We start from the raw sequence: 16,991 nt of genomic DNA on the forward strand, positions 1-16,991 counted from the left end.
TTGTACAACAGCTTTTGATATTAGTAATTTACGATTTGAGCAAAATCAGTAGCAACTAAGCTAGCTCCACCAACTAAAGCACCATCTATGTCAGACATAGCCATTTGGTCTTTTATTGTGTTAGGCTTAACTGATCCACCATATTGGATTCTTACCTTGTCAGCAACTTCTTGACCAAACATTTCTGCAACAATTCCTCTGATTGCAGCTATTGTTTCGTTAGCTTGTTCGTTAGTAGCAGTTTTACCAGTTCCAATAGCCCAGATTGGTTCATAAGCTATGATAACTTTTTCTGCTAATTCTTTATCTAATCCAGCTAAATCAGCTTTAATTTGAGCTCCAACTACTTCGTTTGTAACTCCACCTTCTCTTTGTTCTAGTGTTTCACCACAGCAAAGAATTGGAATTAAGTTGTGAGCGAAAGCAACCTTAACTTTCTTGTTTAAAGCTTCATCAGTTTCATTGAAGTATTCTCTTCTTTCACTATGTCCTAAAACAACATAGTCAACTCCCATTGCTTCTAACATTCCTGGAGCAACTTCTCCTGTGAAAGCACCTTTTTCTTCAAAGTGCATGTTTTGAGCACCAATCTTTATGTTTGATCCCTTAGCAGCCTTTATAACAGCATCAAGATCAACAAATGGAGCACAAATAACAACTTCACATGTTGCATCCTTTACTAATGGCTTTAATTCTTCTATAACTTTAACTGCTTCATCTGGAGTATAATGCATCTTCCAGTTACCAGCTATAACAGCTTTTCTCATTAAAATCACCTCATCATATTTTGGATAATAAAGATAATATAGTTAATTAGGATAAGAATGAAAATCCTTTGGATTTTCTAATGATGTACTCTTTAGAAGCTCCCTTAAGGAGCTCCATCCTTATCTTTATTATCTTTCTTATTTCTATTATCTTTATTTTCTCTTTTATCTTTTTTGTTTTAATTACTTTCACTGTGTGTAAGTAATCATATCTAAATCAAAGATTTAGATGATTACTTATCGTTTAGAGCAGCTATTCCTGGAAGAACTTTTCCTTCTAAGAATTCTAATGAAGCTCCACCACCTGTAGAGATGTGAGTCATCTTATCTCCAAAACCTAAAATGTTAACAGCAGCAGCAGAATCTCCTCCACCAATAACTGTTGTTGCATCAGCATCAGCCATAGCCTTAGCTACTGCAATTGTACCCTTGTTGAAGTTTTCAAATTCGAATACTCCCATTGGTCCGTTCCAGATAACAGTCTTAGCATCTTTAATAGCATCAGCATATAAAGCTTCTGTCTTAGGTCCAATATCTAATCCCATGAATCCTGCTGGAATGTTTTGATCTTCAGTTACTGTAGCTTCAACATCCTTAAATCCATCAGCAATTCTGTGATCTACTGGTAATAAGAATTTAACTCCATTAGCTTCAGCTTTAGCTATCATTTCTTTAGCGTAGTCCATTCTATCGTCTTCACATAAAGAAGTTCCGATTTCATATCCTTGAGCCTTTAAGAATGTGTAAGCCATTCCTCCACCAATAATGATTGTATCAACTTTTTCTAATAAGTTGTTGATAACAGCAATCTTATCAGAAACCTTTGATCCACCTAAAATAGCAACAAATGGTCTAACTGGTGCGTTTACAGCTTCTCCTAAGAACTTTAATTCCTTTTGAATTAAGTATCCACATACAGCTGTATCTAAGAATTCAGTAACACCAACTGTTGAACAGTGAGCTCTGTGAGCAGTACCAAATGCATCGTTAACGAATATATCAGCTAAAGAAGCTAATTCTTTAGAGAATTCTTCAACGTTCTTAGTTTCTTCTTTTCTGCATCTTGTATTTTCTAATAATACAACATCTCCATCATTCATAGCAGCAACTGCAGCTTTAGCATTTGCCCCTACAACTTCTTCATCTCTAGCGAATACTACTTCTTTTCCTAACATTTCGCTTAATCTCTTAGCTACTGGAGCTAATGATTTAGAAGCATCTTTTCCTAAGTGTGAGCAAAGGATTACTTTAGCTCCATTTTCCATTAAGTACTTAATAGTTGGAAGTGCTCCATTTAATCTATTTTCATCAGTTATTACACCATCTTTTAAAGGCACGTTAAAGTCACATCTAACTAAAACCTTTTTACCCTTAACATCGATATCTTCAATAGTCTTCTTGTTAAAGTTCATTCTTTTCACCTCTTAATTTATTCTATATTTTAAAATAGTCTGGCTTTATAGCCTTATACTACAAAACCAGACTTATTTTACTTTTTATACTTTATGCTAATTCTAAATCTTATAGGCTAGCGAAGTATTTGATTGTTCTAACCATTTGGCTAGTGTATGAGTTTTCGTTGTCATACCATGCAACAACTTGAACTTGGTATAAATCTTCTCCGATTGGAGCAACCATAGTTTGAGTTGCATCGAATAATGAACCATAAGTGATTCCGATTATATCTGAAGATACTAATTCTTCTTCAGTGTATCCGAAAGATTCGTTAGAAGCAGCCTTCATAGCAGCGTTTATAGCTTCCTTAGTAACGTCCTTTCCTTTAACTACTGCAGTTAAGATAGTAGTTGATCCAGTTGGAACTGGAACTCTTTGTGCAGAACCGATTAATTTTCCGTTTAATTCTGGAATAACTAATCCGATAGCCTTAGCAGCTCCTGTTGAGTTTGGAACTATGTTAACAGCTGCAGCTCTAGCTCTTCTGAAGTCACCCTTTCTGTGTGGTCCATCAAGTACCATTTGGTCTCCAGTGTAAGCGTGGATTGTTGACATTATACCAGATTGAATTGGTGCGAAGTTGTTTAATGCATTAGCCATTGGAGCTAAGCAGTTTGTAGTACAAGATGCAGCTGAGATTATGTTATCTTCAGCAGTTAAGATATCTTGGTTTACGTTGAATACAACTGTTGGAAGGTCATTTCCAGCTGGAGCTGAGATAACAACTTTCTTAGCACCTGCATTGATGTGTGCTTGAGATTTAGCCTTTGATACGTAGAATCCAGTACATTCAAGAACTACGTCTACTCCGATTTCTCCCCAAGGAAGTTTTGAAGCATCAGCTTCAGCATAAATTTTGATTTCTTTTCCGTTAACAACGATAGAATCTTCTTTAACTTCTACAGTTCCGTTATATCTACCTTGAGATGAGTCATATTTTAATAAGTGAGCTAACATCTTAGGATCTGTTAAGTCGTTGATTGCAACAACTTCATATCCTTCTGCTCCGAACATTTGTCTGAATGCAAGACGTCCAATACGTCCAAAACCATTAATCGCTACTTTAACATTTGCCATTAAAATTACCTCCTAAAATTTGGTTTTTATAAAAATTAATTTTTATAAACTTTTTTATATATTCTAATTACTGTGCTTCAACCTTTCAAGAATCTCTCTTCCAGCTGCTTCATCAGTAACTAAAATTCCATTTGTATTATTACGCTGAGTAGAAATAATTGACTCTACCTTATTTTTTCCACCTGCAACAGCAATATGCGTGTTAATTTTTCTGGATTCTTTAATATTAATTCCAATAGCAGTTGTTTGAGACACTACTTCCGAATTTTTATTAAAATAACAACCAAACGCTTCACCAATTGCTTCTAAGCTTTCAAGTCTTTCTATCTCTTCTTCAGATGCACCTCTCTTCACTGCCATTTCCTTAGCATTACCTACACCGTACATTAATATGTCTGCTTGATGTATGGAATCTATAACATCTTTAATTTCTTTTTCTTTTAACAAAGTATCAAGAATATCTGATGATAGATTTTCTGGTATATGAAGTAATTTATATGTTCCATTTAGTTTTTGAGCTAATGATGCTGCTAATGTATTGGCTTGGGTTTCAACTTTTCTTCCCATTCCACCTCTAGCTGGAACAACTAATGCATTTGATAAACCTGTATTCTGCCTTGGAAAGGCTTCAACAACTTCTTTGATAGTACTTCCTCCGGTTAAAGCAATTATGCAATTATCATTGATAATATCTTTTACATATCCTGCACATGCTTTACCAAGGTCTTTTAAGATTGTAGGATTCTCCTCTACATCTCCTGGAACTATTATAACCTTTCTAAGATGTAAAAGTGATTTTATCTGATTTTCTATATCAGATAATCCTTTTATCTCATGTATAAAATCTTTAAGGTTATTAACAATTTCTTCGCCACTGCTTGTTACTGTCATGCCAGGAGTATTTATTTCTATCAATCCCTGTGACTTAAGAAAGTTTATCTCGGTTCGAACTATTCTTTCCCCTAAATTCAACTGATTAGCTAAAATTCTTCTACCAATTGGCTGATTATAGTAAATAGTTCTTAGTACATTGTACCTTTTTTCGAGTACTTCTACAAGTTCAGGAACTATTTTCTTCTGTAATCGCAATATTTCCTGCACCTTTAACACTCCTTTGGGCGAAGTATGTCCCACTCGCCATTTTTACGTCCCACATGTATTATTATAAATCACTAATTGGAATTTTTAAAGAGGTATTGGAAAGTTTTTTTGTAATTTATTAAAGCTTTCCATTTTGTATAATCTATTTTTCATAAATCAGTATTTAGTATATGTTAATCTTATAAAATTATAATTTAGTACATCACTTTTTAAGATAACAATAAATAAGAAGGATAATATGGATTTTGTAAAAGATTCAACCTTATTATATATTTTTATCCTTTTAATAAAAATAAAGCCTTAGTTTATCCAAGGCTTTATTTTTTAAATTCTTTTTCTTTTACTTGAGGATTGTATTCCCAATTCCTCTCTATATTTAGCTACTGTCCTTCTAGATATATTTATCTTTTCACTATTTAAATTATCGCAAATAACTTGATCTGATAGTGGTTTCTTTTTATTCTCTTTATCTATCATGTTTTTTATTTTTTTCTTTATTATTGTAACAGCAACATCTTCATCATTTTTTCCAACAGATAACTTAGATACAAATAAATCTTTAATTTTTATTGTTCCAAAACTAGTTAATATATATTTATCTTTTATAGCTCTGCTTACTGTTGATTCATGCATTTTTATATCTTCCGAAATCTCTTTTAAAGTCATTGGTTTTATAGAGTTAACTCCCTTTAATAGAAAATCTTTTTGTTTTTCTACTATCTTTTCAAGTACTTTATATAAAGTTGATCTTCTCTGCTCTATACTTTTTACTATAGATATGGCTTTATTTAACTTTTCTTTTACATATTCAGTAGTTCCATCATCTGTATTAGTATTTAAAACCTCTTTATAAGCATTATTTACTGATAGTTTTGGTAGAATTCCATCATTCATAATTATATAAAACTCACCTTGAATATTTCTTATTTCAGCATCAGGAATTATAAATTTCACATCATCTCCTGTAAAAAATCCTCTTGAAGGTTTCGGTTCAAGCTTCCTTATAATATCACCATATCTTTGAGCCTCTCTAGGAGAAATATTTAATGACTTAGCTATGTTTCCATACTTACTATTAGCTATGTCTTCTAGATGATCATCTACTATTTTCTCTAATATATCATCTATTAATCCCAAATTTATAAGTTGTATCTTTAAACATTCTTTTAAATTTCTAGCTCCTATTCCGTAAGGCTCTAAATCTTGAACCACCTCTAAAGCTTCTTCAACTAAAGCCTTATCAATGTTAATTTCCTTTGCTATTTCCTCTATGCTTATTTCAAGATATCCTCTATTGTCTAAACTTTCAACAATATAACCTGCTATACTTATTATTAAATCGTTTTCCTCAATCTCATTAATTTGCTCATAAAGGTATTCTTTTAATGATTTTTTTTCTGAAATAAAATTAAAAGGCGATATTTCCTCCTCATCATAACTTCCATAACTTTGAGCCCCATAATTGTCAAACTCAAGATATTTTATCATTTCTTTATAATCGTATTTATCTAATTCTTTATTTTTACTATCAGCTGAATTACTTATATTTTCTTGTATCTCTAATATAGGATTTTCAGCAAATTCATCATTTATGTACTCTTTCAACTCATTTGCAGACATTTGTAACACTTTAATAGATAACTGCATTTCATGAGTTAATACTAACTTTTGTTCCTGGGTAAGATTATAGCTATAATCCATTTTCATCCTTATCACCTACTTATATGCTTGTACATATCTTTTATATTAGTTTATATTGTTATATTAAAAATATCAACAGTATATGTATACATTTTCAAAAAGTTTATAAATAAAAGAGAGTATACAAATACTCTCTAGTTATTTCTATTTAGATTTTTTATTTGACATAAAGAATACGCCTGTTGCGTTATTGCCTGAATGTATACCAACAGTACAGCCAACAACTGCATCAATGTAATTTAAATTATGTTCATCCAAATATTCTTTTATAGGCTTATAAACATCCTCATTATTTACATTTAATAAAACTATAGGCATATCTTCTTTTAAGCCATAATGTTCTATATCCTTTATAATTCTCTTTACAGCTTTTTTACTTCCTCTTACCTTGTCTTTAACAGCCATTAAACCATCTTTAACTTCAAGGATTAGCTTTATTCCTAAAACTCCAGTAACAACACTTACAGTCTTAGTAATTCTTCCTCCTCTAACTAAGTTATCTAACGATTCAAAGCATAAAGAAGAACTAATAAATTCTTTTGATTCTTCTAAATCCGCTACTATTTCTTCAGCGCTTAACCCTCTATCTCTAAGTATTGCTGCTCTATAAGCTAACAATCCTAACCCAGAGGTAACATTTTGAGAATCAACAACATAAATATCATCACTTTCTAACATTTGCTTTGCAAGACATGCTGACTGATATGTACCACTCATACATGATGATAAATGTATAGATATTATTTTATATCCTTCTTTTAAATACTTTTCATATGCTTCTGCAAATCTTGGTGGCGTTACTTGTGCTGTGTTAGGGAAAACATCACTTGTTTCTATTTTTTCAAATAACTCTTCAATATTTATATCTACACCATCTAGATGACTCTCTTCACCAAAGTTAATTAATAGAGGTAAGACATCAATATTAAGCTTTTGGAATACCTCTTTTGGTAAATCTGCTGAACTATCTGTTATTATTTTAATTTTATCCATTTCCCTCATTCCCCTCTATTCTATTTCATATTAGGAAATCCTATTTGCCTTAATGCTTCATATACAATTATAGCAACTGTATTTGATAGATTTAAACTTCTAGTACTACTTTGTATCATTGGAATTCTAATATTTTCATGTGCTTCATGAACCTCTTGTGGAACCCCAGAAGATTCTCTACCAAACATTATAAAATCGCCTTCTTGGAATTTTACCTCATCATAATGTTCACCACCATGAGTTGATGCTAAAAATATTTTTCTATCTCCATACTTTTCAATAAAAGCTTCATAGCTTTCATGAACCTCTAAATCCAAATCTTTCCAATAATCTAAACCTGCTCTTCTTAGATGTTTTTCATCCAAATCAAATCCAAGTGGTTTTATCAAATGTAACTTTGAATCTGTTAAAACGCAGGTTCTTGCAATATTCCCTGTATTTTGTGGTATCTCAGGTTGATATAAAACTATATTCAAATTCACTGCTTTGACCTCCAATTCAAGCACTTTAATGCTATCATAAAAATGATACTACAGGGTATACATTTAGTCAAAACTTTTTATCCATATAAGGTATTATAAGTATATAACTATATTATATAATTTATACTGCTACCTCCAAATCTTTCTTCTAAGCTAGATTTAAAAAACTCTTTCATTTCATTTAATTCTTCCTTAGGATACACAAACTTTCCATAACCAAATTGTCCATATTTGTATTTCCTTTCCTCTTCATTCATAGGTAATTTGCTATTTGGATACACTTCTAATATTCTCTCTTTTGCTCTCCCTGTAAATCTATGAGATATTACTTCAAACATTAGATCATCTGTAGTTATATCCTTTTTTATTTTATCTAATAAATCCAAATACTCCTCTTTCCAATTGGGATATATAAACACTGGAGCAATAATAAATCCTAAATTATATCCTGCCTCTTTAACTTTTTTTGCTGCTTCTAATCTTCTATCTATATTATCTGTACCATGCTCAAATTCCCTTATTATCTTTTGCGTATTTATACTAAATCTTATTGTTGTATGTCCATTGTGCTTAAGCTTTAGAAGAGAATCAACATCGGAAAACTTACTTACAAATCTAAACCTAGTAAGTTCGTTTTCTCCAAACACTTCAATAGCTTTTGCTAAAGCTCCTGAATAATATTCAACTGGTATTGGATCTGAGGTTGCTGCACCTTCAAAAATTGTTATATCAGGCTTTCTTTCTTCAACATACTCCATTGCTTGATTTAATATTTCCTCTATATTTACATTTATTTTAGTATAAGGTCTTTTTCCAAGTTGTGTATTTAAATAACAATATTCACACATTCCACTACATCCACTTATTAATGGTAACTGATAGTGCGCTGATGGCTTACAACTTTGAAATGGTATCTTTTTTCTTACACCAACAATTAAAGTTCTTTTACTATCCATAAATTTTTCAGCCGGTGTTGTGTTTCTTGTGGATGGATACCTATTACTTTTTACTATGGTAGTACTTATATTAAACTTTTTAAACTTTTCTAATATTTCTCTTCCCTTTTCATATTCTAATGCCTTTTCTTCTATTACTGCTTTATTAGGTATAAACAATACTATCACCTCTTTTATTAATAGTATTGTATTAATAAAACAAAAAAATCCATGAATTTCATCATGGATTTTTTGCTAAAATAAATTTATTTATGACATTTGCAACGCCACTGTTTATATTGGTATCAGTAACGTAATCAGCCACTTCTTTTAGGCTATCAACTCCATTACCCATAGCCACTCCTAAGCCTGCATACTTTACCATTTCAATATCATTTTCATTATCTCCAATACATATAACATCATCTATATTTATACTTAAATAATTAGATAATATCTTAACAGAATTACCTTTAGACACTCCCTTTGGACCAATCTCTATTGAGTAGCTTCCAGCGCCAAATACGGACATGTCTGAGTTATCTTCTATTTCTTTTCTAAATCCACGTAAATTTTCTTTATCTATGGAATATAGTACGCATTTAACAATATGACCTTCTAAATCTATAAGCTTTTTTCTTAAGGATTTTAATGTAAGATAAGAATCAACATATATCTTATTACTTTTACTATAATTCTTCATCTTATATACTAAAGCAGCAATACTCCCAATAGCACTATAAGCTATTACCCTATCCATTGTGTAGAAATGTGCTACTAGTTTATATTTTGATAATAGCTCTAATAACTTTTCATACTCACCTCTTGTAAATGATGCGTGGAATATTGTTTTACCATTATACCAATCCTTAACTACTGCACCATTTGCAGCTATAACAGGTGATTTCACCTGTATTCTCTTAGCAATTTGTACAGCATTACTATATATTCTTCCTGTAGATATTACTACTTGTACACCTTTTTTGTAAGCTTGTTCTATTGCTAGAATATTCTCTTCTGGAATTATTCCACTTTCACCTAGCAACGTTCCATCTACGTCTATACATATTACTTTATAGCTCATAACATCCTCACTAAAATATTTATGCTGTTGGTGTTCCTGTAGCTTCTTTATCTGTTGATTCAGGTGTATTTGGTTCAGCTACAGGGCCTGTCCCCCTTCTAATAACTGTTTGTTGTGGTGCATAAGTATCTGTAGATATTAGTTCCTTATTAATTTGTTTTCCATCCTTATAAGTAACTAAATAAGCTCTTGCTTTACGCCCTGCTGCACCTTTTACCTCTACAACTTCTGTGCCCTTAGGTAAACTTGCATCATCCTTATACTTAATTGTTTGAGGTATAGTTCCTAAATCTTCGCTGACTAGTTTATAAGTTTTCCCATCAAGAGCACTTGGCCTTCCATATATATTTATAGTCACAACCTTATTTTGTGTATATCCTTCAATATAAATTGGGAAATCGTATGGGTTCTTAAACTTATAGTCTACTCCTCCCCAAGCCATTGTTGCATCTAAACCTGGAGCTACATATCCAACTGGTAATGAATGATTCCTTCTCTCAGTAGATCTTATATTAGCTTGCATAGCTGCATTATATAATGTACTTGATACTTGACACACTCCACCAGCCTCTGCAGGAACAACCTTATTATTTACATACATAGTACCTATTTTATACTTACCTTTACCTCTTTGTGATAGTTCACCATAACTAAATTCTTCACCTGGCATAAGTACAGTACCATTTAATAATGATGTTACAAACTCTATGTTATAGCTTCTATCTTCTGTAGATGACTTGTATTGAGTAGAAAATGTTGACATTTTCCCATTAATCTTAGCTAAATCTGACTTTTTAACTTTAGCTTGTACTTCTTTTAAGTTAAATGTTAAATCAGTAGATTCACCTAAATTTCCATTTAATGCTTCTTTCATCTTTGCATCTAAATCCGTTGAATCAAGAGTATACCCAACTTTATCACTAGAAATATTAAAACTATCTCCCGATTTAGAAATTGTTGCATTAACTGGTGATATATCTACAGCTTTCTTTATATCTTTCTCGATATTTCCTATTTGTGTTTCATCATAAACTAAGCTCATTTGTATTTCATGAGTCTCTTTACTTTTATTCTTTATTAGTTTATTTTTATTATATGCACTTGTATCTTTACCGTATAAGACTGCCTCTTCTGCCACTTCATCTATATTATACTTAGCATTTAAGTCACCATACTTGTATGAAAGTTTCTTGTTCTCAACAGTTATATTAATTGCCTTTTCGCTTAACTGTGATGAAAACTTTTCATTAAGAATTTGTGCCACCTCTTCTTTTGTCTTTCCGCCAAGGTCTACTCCCTTAACAGTCACTCCCGGATATGTTTTGTTATCCCAAGCCTTTACCTGCTTACTTAACGATGCTGTATAAGCTAAATAAGCACCAATTATTAAAACTATAATTCCCGAAATAATAAAATATTTTGACTTTAAAACTTTAATAATATCTTTTTTATCCTTCATTATGTCAACTCCTTTCCTATAAAGTGATAAAAAACTTTTCACATTAATTATATAATAAATGCAATAAAAATATAAGATGAAGAATCTAGTATTTCACCTTAAATTTTTATTAATATGTGCTCCCTAAAGAATAAAAAAATTATATCAAGAATATCACTATTCTTGATATAATCTTTTCTTAGCTTTTTATTATAATGTAACTGTGGCTCTTCTCTTTGAAACTTCTCCATCATAGTCAAAAGCTTCGACTGCAATTTTTACTGCTGTTCCTGTCTTAACAGGTATTTTACTTCTTGCAATTCTAAATTCTGTGTCTTCTGCATCTACAGTTCCAAGCCAATTTCCATTGGCAAAAATATTATATCCTAATAAATCGACATCGGGAACTCTACTCCAAGAAACAATTACTTGTCCTCCGCTTTCTATAGCTTTTAATCCAGTTACTATACTAGGTTGAGTTAATAGATCCACATTATCAGGTCCCCAATTAGCGTCCACTGGGTTTCCTACACCTTCTACAACTAAATCTTCGCTAAATTGCCATATTCTCCATTTACTCCAACCACCTTGATCCTTAGGATATGGAGGATTTCCAGGTATCTTCGTATACATTGCAATCCATAATAACATATTTTTAAGTGGGTATCCTCTACCAGGAACATAAAAGTTATTGTATTCATCAATAAAGAATGCACCTGTATATAACATTAATCTTCTTCTAGTTTTCTTTTCAAATCTCTTCCTAAATCTGTCTATCCAATCAATTAAAGTTGCTGTTGGAAGTTTATTTTCAACAGGAGTTTCTACATCCAATACTGGAAACAAATCACCGTAATCTTTTGCACCAAATCCCTGTTGAAGTACATCTATAAAGTCATCACACTGTCTATCTGCATCAGTCAGATCGTATGATGGTACTCCAAAATGATATGCACCTACAGGAATACCATAATTTCTAGCCTCTCTTGCAAATCCTATAAACTTTCTATCTACCCTAAACCTACCTGTAGCAGACCCTGATGCTCTTAAGTATAAAAAGTCAATCTTTGTTGCTAATACTTGAAAATTCACGCCTTGAGTATACTCATTAATATCAATTCCAAATCTACTATTTGGACTTTTATTTTGCATATTTCCTCCAAAATAAAAATACTTTCTCTCTAACATGTTATTCCATATATAGAGAGAAAGTTACTTTTATTCTGATATTTTTAATTTTACATAGAAACTAATATCTTCGCCATAACACTCGGCCCAAATTTGCCCTTCATGCAAATCTACAATATTTTTAGCTATGGCAAGACCTAATCCTGTCCCACCAGTTTGAGTATTTCTAGATTCCTCAACTCTATAAAATCTTTCAAACAACTTTTCTAGTTTTTCTTTTGGTATTGTCTCACCCTTATTTCTTACTGCAACAGTTGCATATCCATTACTTTCATAAACTCCAATCACAATATTTCCAGGCTTAAAAGAATATTTTATTGAGTTAGTTAATAGATTTTCAAATACTCTTAACATTTTGTCTGCATCTAAATCAACCATTATTCTATCTTCTGTTGCACTCTTTATTATACTTAATCCACTTTCTTCAAATAATGGTGTTAATTCTTCTGTTAATTGAAATAAAAACTCTGTTAAATTAACCTTGCTCTTATTTAATTTTATTCCCCCATTATCAAGCTTTGTATACTCAAATAAATCCTCTATTAACCCCTTAAGCTTTTCAGCTTTATTAAAGGCTATACCAAGATACTCTTTCATTGTTTCTTCATTCTCATATCTTCCCTCTTTAATTAATCCTATATACCCCATTATAGATGTTAAAGGAGTTCTCAAGTCATGGGACACATTGGTAATTAAGTCAGCCTTTGTCTTTTCCGCCTTTCTTTCTGCTTCAATCTTTCTATTAACCTCTTCAGCCATATAATTTATATTAGATGCAAGATTTCTTATCTCATCACTGCCTCTTTCTTCTATATGATGACTTAAATCTCCATTTGCAATAATTTTTAATCCAGAAGCAATTTCATCTAGATATTTCATCTTCTTATTTGTAACTATAATAAATATAACTATAAAAACAAGACAAGAAAGAATTAAGGCTAAAAAGGAATTGCTCACAATATATGTATCTTCTTCAATATGTGCAGATGGTGTATTTGAATATATAAAATAACATCTTTGCCCTGATATGTTAAGAGGATATATCACCTTTCTTTCCATTGGTCTGTAACCATCATACTCGCTACTATTTGCACTAGAAAGTACGGAGAATATATCAATCTTATCTTCAACAACATTAGAAGACTTTTGAAGTACATTTCCATCTAAGTCTGTAATATAAGCTTTTCCACTTTCATGTGCAAATAAATTAATAAAGTAATTGTTATCGTCTAATTTTAATCCTTCCTGACCATTAATTGAGTTAACGTAATTTCTAGCACTATACTCTATTTCTTGATAGTTATATGCTATGTTTGAATTAGTATGTTCCTTTCTCATTACATTATTGGCCATTCCGTAAAAGATAAATGAAACAGCAAAACATATCCCCACAACAACCATTAATTCAAATCGTATAGATTTTTCTATTTTAATCATAAGTATATCTATATACTTTCTTAAAGGATTAAATATTTTTAATTTATATATCTTTTTTCCTAATCTTTTTATAAAATTATCATTATTTTTCAATTTTATATCCAACTCCCCATACGGTTTTTATAAATCTAGGCTTCCTTGGATCAGATTCTATTTTTTCTCTTATCTTTCTTATATGGACCATAACAGTATTATCGGACTCCATAAATTCTTGGTTCCATACACTTTCATAAATATTAGAAATAGAGAACACCTTGCCCCTGTTTTTTGCAAGCAAAACTAATATATCAAACTCTGTTGGAGTAAGCTTTACTTCTTTACCATCAATAAATATCTCATGTGTATCTAAATTAACTTCTAGATCTTCTATTGTTACAATATTGCTTATTTCCTCAATTACCTGTGCCTTAACTTTAGGATTAAGTCTATAATATCTTCTTAACTGTGATTTTACTCTAGCTACTAGCTCTAATGGATTAAAAGGTTTTGTTAAATAATCATCTGCTCCCATATTTAATCCTAATATTTTATCCATATCTTCTGACTTAGCAGAAAGCATTATTATTGGTAATTCTCTTTCTTCTCTTATCTTCAAACATGCCTCTATACCATTTAACTTTGGCATCATTACATCTAAAATTATTAAATCTATCTCCGGATCATTTCTCAATGCATATAATGCTTCTTCTCCATCTCCTGCTTTTACAGTCTTATAGCCTTCACCTTTTAAATATATTTCAACTAAATCTCTTATTTCTTTCTCATCATCAACTATCAATATTTTTTCCATTTTAATTTCCTCCTCTAAATTCCTTTTTCACCATAGATATTATCAGAGTTTATGCTTTTATTCTACTTCTTACTTCTTAATATAAAAGTAGATAACTTCTTAATATTTTCTTAACGGTGAAACTACTTTATATTATTTATAAAATCCTTTAACATGGATGCTGTTATCCCCCATATAACGTAATCTTTATATTGATAAAATGTGGATATATACTCACCTGTTTTAAACTGATAGTTTTTCCCACCTTCAATTAAATCATAAGGAAAGTTCTCTCCTCTTTCAATTATCAGCTTATTTTTCACTTCCATAGGGGTATACTCTAAAAGATAAGATAATGGGATATAAAATATTTCCTCAACCTCATCCTCGTTTATATCTAATTTATCTATATTTTTAACCATCGCTACAAAAGGATGTATTATCAGACCATCATGTCTAATTAAAATATCCATTTCTTTTATTATTTCAACATCTTTTAATCCAAGTTCCTCATCTATTTCTCTTAAAGCAGCTTCCTTTGGAGTTTCGAATTTATCTATTTTGCCTCCAGGAAAACAAACATCTCCTGGCTGACTTTTTAATTTTTTTGCCCTCACTTGAAATAAAATATGTACTTCTTCGTTTATATCTATGAGAGGAATTATTATGGATGCCCTTTTCATCCTTTCCCATCCATTTATATAACTCTCTTTAGAGTTTAACTTTTCTTTTATATCATTAATTTTCATTACTATCACTCCTAAAATTATTCAATTGTACATTTATTATATTATAATCTAAATTTTTTATATATTTTGAAACATTTAATAGGTTTAAATACTCTAATAAATAGAATATATAAGAAGGGGCTTTTATGTTTAAGAGAATTTATTTATCAGATAAACAATGTGAATACTTAGCTAAAGGAATTGCTCTGGGGATAGCTATAGGAACAATACTAGGAGCAATAATTGGATATATCAAATTATTCTTTGCTCTAGGAGGAGTGCTAGTGATTATAATATCACTTATTTACTCTACAATAAAAAAGTAGGAAAGCACTTATAGAAAATACTTTCCTACTTCTATTTATCTTTTTTCTTTTATAGAATTTTCAATTATTAAATCAATTAATCCACTAAAGTCTATTCCTCTTCCTGCTGCACTCTTAGGGAATAAACTTGCCTTTGTCATTCCTGGTAGAGTATTTACCTCAAGAATATATGGAATACCTCCTTCAGTAATAATCATATCTATTCTTGCATACACTGAACACTTAAGTGCTCTATATGTGTCTAATGCCATCCTTTCCACTTCTTTGTGTAAAGATTTTTCAAGCTCAATTACAAATTCATCTGACCCACCGTCTGCATACTTAGCAGTATAATCAAAGAATTCTGCATGCGGCTTAATAGCTACAACAGGGAACATTTCTCTTCCCATTACAGGACATGTTATTTCATCTCCCTTTATAAACTTTTCAATCATAACTTCGTTATCCCACTTAAAAGCTTCTTTAACAGCATTTTCAATCTCTTTTTCTTCTTTAATTATAAAAGTAGCAACACTTGACCCACCATGAGTAGGCTTTACTACAACAGGGTATCCTAACTTTTTTATATCCTCATAGTTAATTTCATCCCAAGATCTTAAATTGATCCAAGGTGCTGTTCTAATTCCTTCTGCTTGAAGTAGGCTCTTTGTCATATCCTTATCCATACATGCAGCACTACTTAATGGACCACATCCTGAATATGGTATTCCAAGTGTTTGTAGAACTGCTTGAACTGTACCATCTTCTCCAAATTGACCATGTAAAGCAAGTAACGCAAAATCAATTCCCTTTACTTTATTTATTATGTCTTCCTTCTTGTCTATAACTATAGGAATCACTTCATACTTATTCTTATCTATATTTTCAACTACTGAATTACCACTTTTTAAAGAAATCTCTCTTTCTGACGAGATTCCTCCCATAATTACTCCAACCTTCATTACAATCCTATCCTCCATTAAAAGTTCTTTTACTTTTCTATAATATTATATTCTATACTGCTTGCCAAGTTAAGTACCACTTATATAGAAAAATCTGTTTAATGTGGAATAAGCATATTTTTATTAAATATTCGTTCAGTATATTATCTATTTATTTCAAATAAAAAACTGCCTTAAGGCAGTTTTTTAAACATGTGCTATAACTTCAATCTCGATAACAGCATCCATTGGAAGCTTTGCTACCTGCACACAGCTTCTAGCAGGTGAATTTTTCCCAAAATATTCACTATATACTTCATTAACTTCTCCAAATTGTCCTAAGTCTTTTACAAATACTGTTGCCTTAACAACTTTATCCATAGATGATCCTACTTCTTCTAAAATTCCTTTAACATTCTCTAAGCTTTGTCTTGTGGCAGCTTTTATTTCTGTTATTAATTCTTTTGTTTCTGGATTTATTGGAAGTTGTCCAGATGTAAATATTAAATCTCCTATTTTATTTCCATGAGAATATGGTCCAATTGCTGCTGGTGCTTTTATTGTATTAATTATTTCTCTATTCATTATCA

The 16,991-nt window shown here is 31.0% G+C and carries 17 protein-coding genes; 1 reads left to right on the plus strand and 16 read right to left on the minus strand.

What is annotated here, in order from left to right; genetic code table 11:
- Positions 1–20 precede the first annotated feature (20 nt).
- The 14 genes from tpiA to G594_RS0111690 all read right to left on the minus strand — a co-directional run bounded on the left by tpiA (position 21) and on the right by G594_RS0111690 (position 15,176).
- Positions 21–767, minus strand: a complete 747-nt coding sequence (gene tpiA, locus G594_RS0111625) for a triose-phosphate isomerase (protein ID WP_027098743.1) — start codon at positions 765–767, stop codon at positions 21–23.
- 233 nt (positions 768–1,000) lie between these two features.
- Positions 1,001–2,179: a phosphoglycerate kinase gene (locus tag G594_RS0111630; protein WP_027098744.1), complete on the minus strand. Its 1,179-nt coding sequence runs from the start codon at positions 2,177–2,179 to the stop codon at positions 1,001–1,003.
- Positions 2,180–2,288: 109 nt separating this feature from the next.
- A complete protein-coding gene (gap, locus tag G594_RS0111635) occupies positions 2,289–3,299 on the minus strand; it encodes a type I glyceraldehyde-3-phosphate dehydrogenase (protein ID WP_027098745.1) in 1,011 nt (336 codons plus the stop codon).
- A 63-nt stretch (positions 3,300–3,362) separates the two neighbouring features.
- Positions 3,363–4,400, minus strand: coding sequence for a sugar-binding transcriptional regulator (locus tag G594_RS0111640; protein ID WP_027098746.1), 1,038 nt, complete (start codon positions 4,398–4,400; stop codon positions 3,363–3,365).
- A 324-nt stretch (positions 4,401–4,724) separates the two neighbouring features.
- Positions 4,725–6,107 carry an RNA polymerase factor sigma-54 gene (gene rpoN, locus G594_RS0111645; RefSeq protein ID WP_027098747.1) on the minus strand — a complete coding sequence of 461 codons (1,383 nt, stop codon included), beginning with the start codon at positions 6,105–6,107 and terminating at the stop codon, positions 4,725–4,727.
- A 138-nt stretch (positions 6,108–6,245) separates the two neighbouring features.
- Positions 6,246–7,094 carry a DegV family protein gene (locus tag G594_RS0111650; protein WP_027098748.1) on the minus strand — a complete coding sequence of 283 codons (849 nt, stop codon included), beginning with the start codon at positions 7,092–7,094 and terminating at the stop codon, positions 6,246–6,248.
- 20 nt (positions 7,095–7,114) lie between these two features.
- Positions 7,115–7,576, minus strand: coding sequence for a tRNA (uridine(34)/cytosine(34)/5-carboxymethylaminomethyluridine(34)-2'-O)-methyltransferase TrmL (gene trmL / locus G594_RS0111655; RefSeq protein ID WP_027098749.1), 462 nt, complete (start codon positions 7,574–7,576; stop codon positions 7,115–7,117).
- A gap of 107 nt (positions 7,577–7,683) precedes the next feature.
- Complete coding sequence (gene splB, locus G594_RS0111660) at positions 7,684–8,691, minus strand: spore photoproduct lyase (protein ID WP_027098750.1); 1,008 nt, start codon at positions 8,689–8,691, stop codon at positions 7,684–7,686.
- Between the two features lie 61 nt (positions 8,692–8,752).
- Positions 8,753–9,595: a Cof-type HAD-IIB family hydrolase gene (locus tag G594_RS0111665; RefSeq protein ID WP_027098751.1), complete on the minus strand. Its 843-nt coding sequence runs from the start codon at positions 9,593–9,595 to the stop codon at positions 8,753–8,755.
- Positions 9,596–9,614: 19 nt separating this feature from the next.
- The gene (locus G594_RS18850) at positions 9,615–11,054 is read right to left on the minus strand and encodes a VanW family protein (protein WP_051195993.1); all 1,440 of its coding nucleotides are present in this window, start codon (positions 11,052–11,054) and stop codon (positions 9,615–9,617) included.
- Between the two features lie 189 nt (positions 11,055–11,243).
- A complete protein-coding gene (locus tag G594_RS0111675; protein ID WP_027098752.1) occupies positions 11,244–12,185 on the minus strand; it encodes a glycoside hydrolase family 25 protein in 942 nt (313 codons plus the stop codon).
- Positions 12,186–12,251: 66 nt separating this feature from the next.
- On the minus strand, positions 12,252–13,751 hold the full coding sequence (locus G594_RS0111680) for a sensor histidine kinase (RefSeq protein ID WP_027098753.1): 1,500 nt from the start codon (positions 13,749–13,751) through the stop codon (positions 12,252–12,254).
- Positions 13,741–14,448, minus strand: coding sequence for a response regulator transcription factor (locus G594_RS0111685; protein WP_027098754.1), 708 nt, complete (start codon positions 14,446–14,448; stop codon positions 13,741–13,743). The genes G594_RS0111680 and G594_RS0111685 overlap by 11 nt, the downstream gene beginning before the upstream one ends.
- A 122-nt stretch (positions 14,449–14,570) precedes the next feature.
- Positions 14,571–15,176, minus strand: a complete 606-nt coding sequence (locus G594_RS0111690; RefSeq protein ID WP_027098755.1) for an NUDIX hydrolase — start codon at positions 15,174–15,176, stop codon at positions 14,571–14,573.
- Between the two features lie 125 nt (positions 15,177–15,301).
- Between G594_RS0111690 and G594_RS0111695 the strand changes: the two genes are divergently transcribed.
- Complete coding sequence (locus tag G594_RS0111695) at positions 15,302–15,481, plus strand: hypothetical protein (protein ID WP_027098756.1); 180 nt, start codon at positions 15,302–15,304, stop codon at positions 15,479–15,481.
- A gap of 35 nt (positions 15,482–15,516) precedes the next feature.
- On the opposite strand, the gene G594_RS0111700 is transcribed toward G594_RS0111695, so the two are convergent.
- Both G594_RS0111700 and G594_RS0111705 read right to left on the minus strand, forming a co-directional pair.
- Positions 15,517–16,422, minus strand: a complete 906-nt coding sequence (locus G594_RS0111700; RefSeq protein WP_027098757.1) for a D-alanine--D-alanine ligase — start codon at positions 16,420–16,422, stop codon at positions 15,517–15,519.
- A 186-nt stretch (positions 16,423–16,608) separates the two neighbouring features.
- Positions 16,609–16,986 carry a RidA family protein gene (locus tag G594_RS0111705; protein ID WP_027098758.1) on the minus strand — a complete coding sequence of 126 codons (378 nt, stop codon included), beginning with the start codon at positions 16,984–16,986 and terminating at the stop codon, positions 16,609–16,611.
- Between the last annotated feature and the right edge of the window lie 5 nt (positions 16,987–16,991).

Origin of the sequence: Clostridium paraputrificum AGR2156, from assembly GCF_000424025.1 — a bacterium.
Taxonomy (GTDB): domain Bacteria; phylum Bacillota; class Clostridia; order Clostridiales; family Clostridiaceae; genus Clostridium; species Clostridium paraputrificum.

Excerpts from the sequence above, each read along its gene's own strand:
- tpiA (WP_027098743.1), bottom strand. The coding sequence starts at position 767 with ATGAGAAAAGCTGTTATAGCTGGTAACTGGAAGATGCATTATACTCCA.
- G594_RS0111630 (WP_027098744.1), bottom strand. The coding sequence starts at position 2,179 with ATGAACTTTAACAAGAAGACTATTGAAGATATCGATGTTAAGGGTAAA.
- gap (WP_027098745.1), bottom strand. The coding sequence starts at position 3,299 with ATGGCAAATGTTAAAGTAGCGATTAATGGTTTTGGACGTATTGGACGT.
- rpoN (WP_027098747.1), bottom strand. The coding sequence starts at position 6,107 with ATGAAAATGGATTATAGCTATAATCTTACCCAGGAACAAAAGTTAGTA.
- G594_RS0111650 (WP_027098748.1), bottom strand. The coding sequence starts at position 7,094 with ATGGATAAAATTAAAATAATAACAGATAGTTCAGCAGATTTACCAAAA.
- G594_RS0111665 (WP_027098751.1), bottom strand. The coding sequence starts at position 9,595 with ATGAGCTATAAAGTAATATGTATAGACGTAGATGGAACGTTGCTAGGT.
- G594_RS18850 (WP_051195993.1), bottom strand. The coding sequence starts at position 11,054 with ATGAAGGATAAAAAAGATATTATTAAAGTTTTAAAGTCAAAATATTTT.
- G594_RS0111675 (WP_027098752.1), bottom strand. The coding sequence starts at position 12,185 with ATGCAAAATAAAAGTCCAAATAGTAGATTTGGAATTGATATTAATGAG.
- G594_RS0111685 (WP_027098754.1), bottom strand. The coding sequence starts at position 14,448 with ATGGAAAAAATATTGATAGTTGATGATGAGAAAGAAATAAGAGATTTA.
- G594_RS0111690 (WP_027098755.1), bottom strand. The coding sequence starts at position 15,176 with ATGAAAATTAATGATATAAAAGAAAAGTTAAACTCTAAAGAGAGTTAT.
- G594_RS0111695 (WP_027098756.1), top strand. The coding sequence starts at position 15,302 with ATGTTTAAGAGAATTTATTTATCAGATAAACAATGTGAATACTTAGCT.
- G594_RS0111700 (WP_027098757.1), bottom strand. The coding sequence starts at position 16,422 with ATGAAGGTTGGAGTAATTATGGGAGGAATCTCGTCAGAAAGAGAGATT.
- G594_RS0111705 (WP_027098758.1), bottom strand. The coding sequence starts at position 16,986 with ATGAATAGAGAAATAATTAATACAATAAAAGCACCAGCAGCAATTGGA.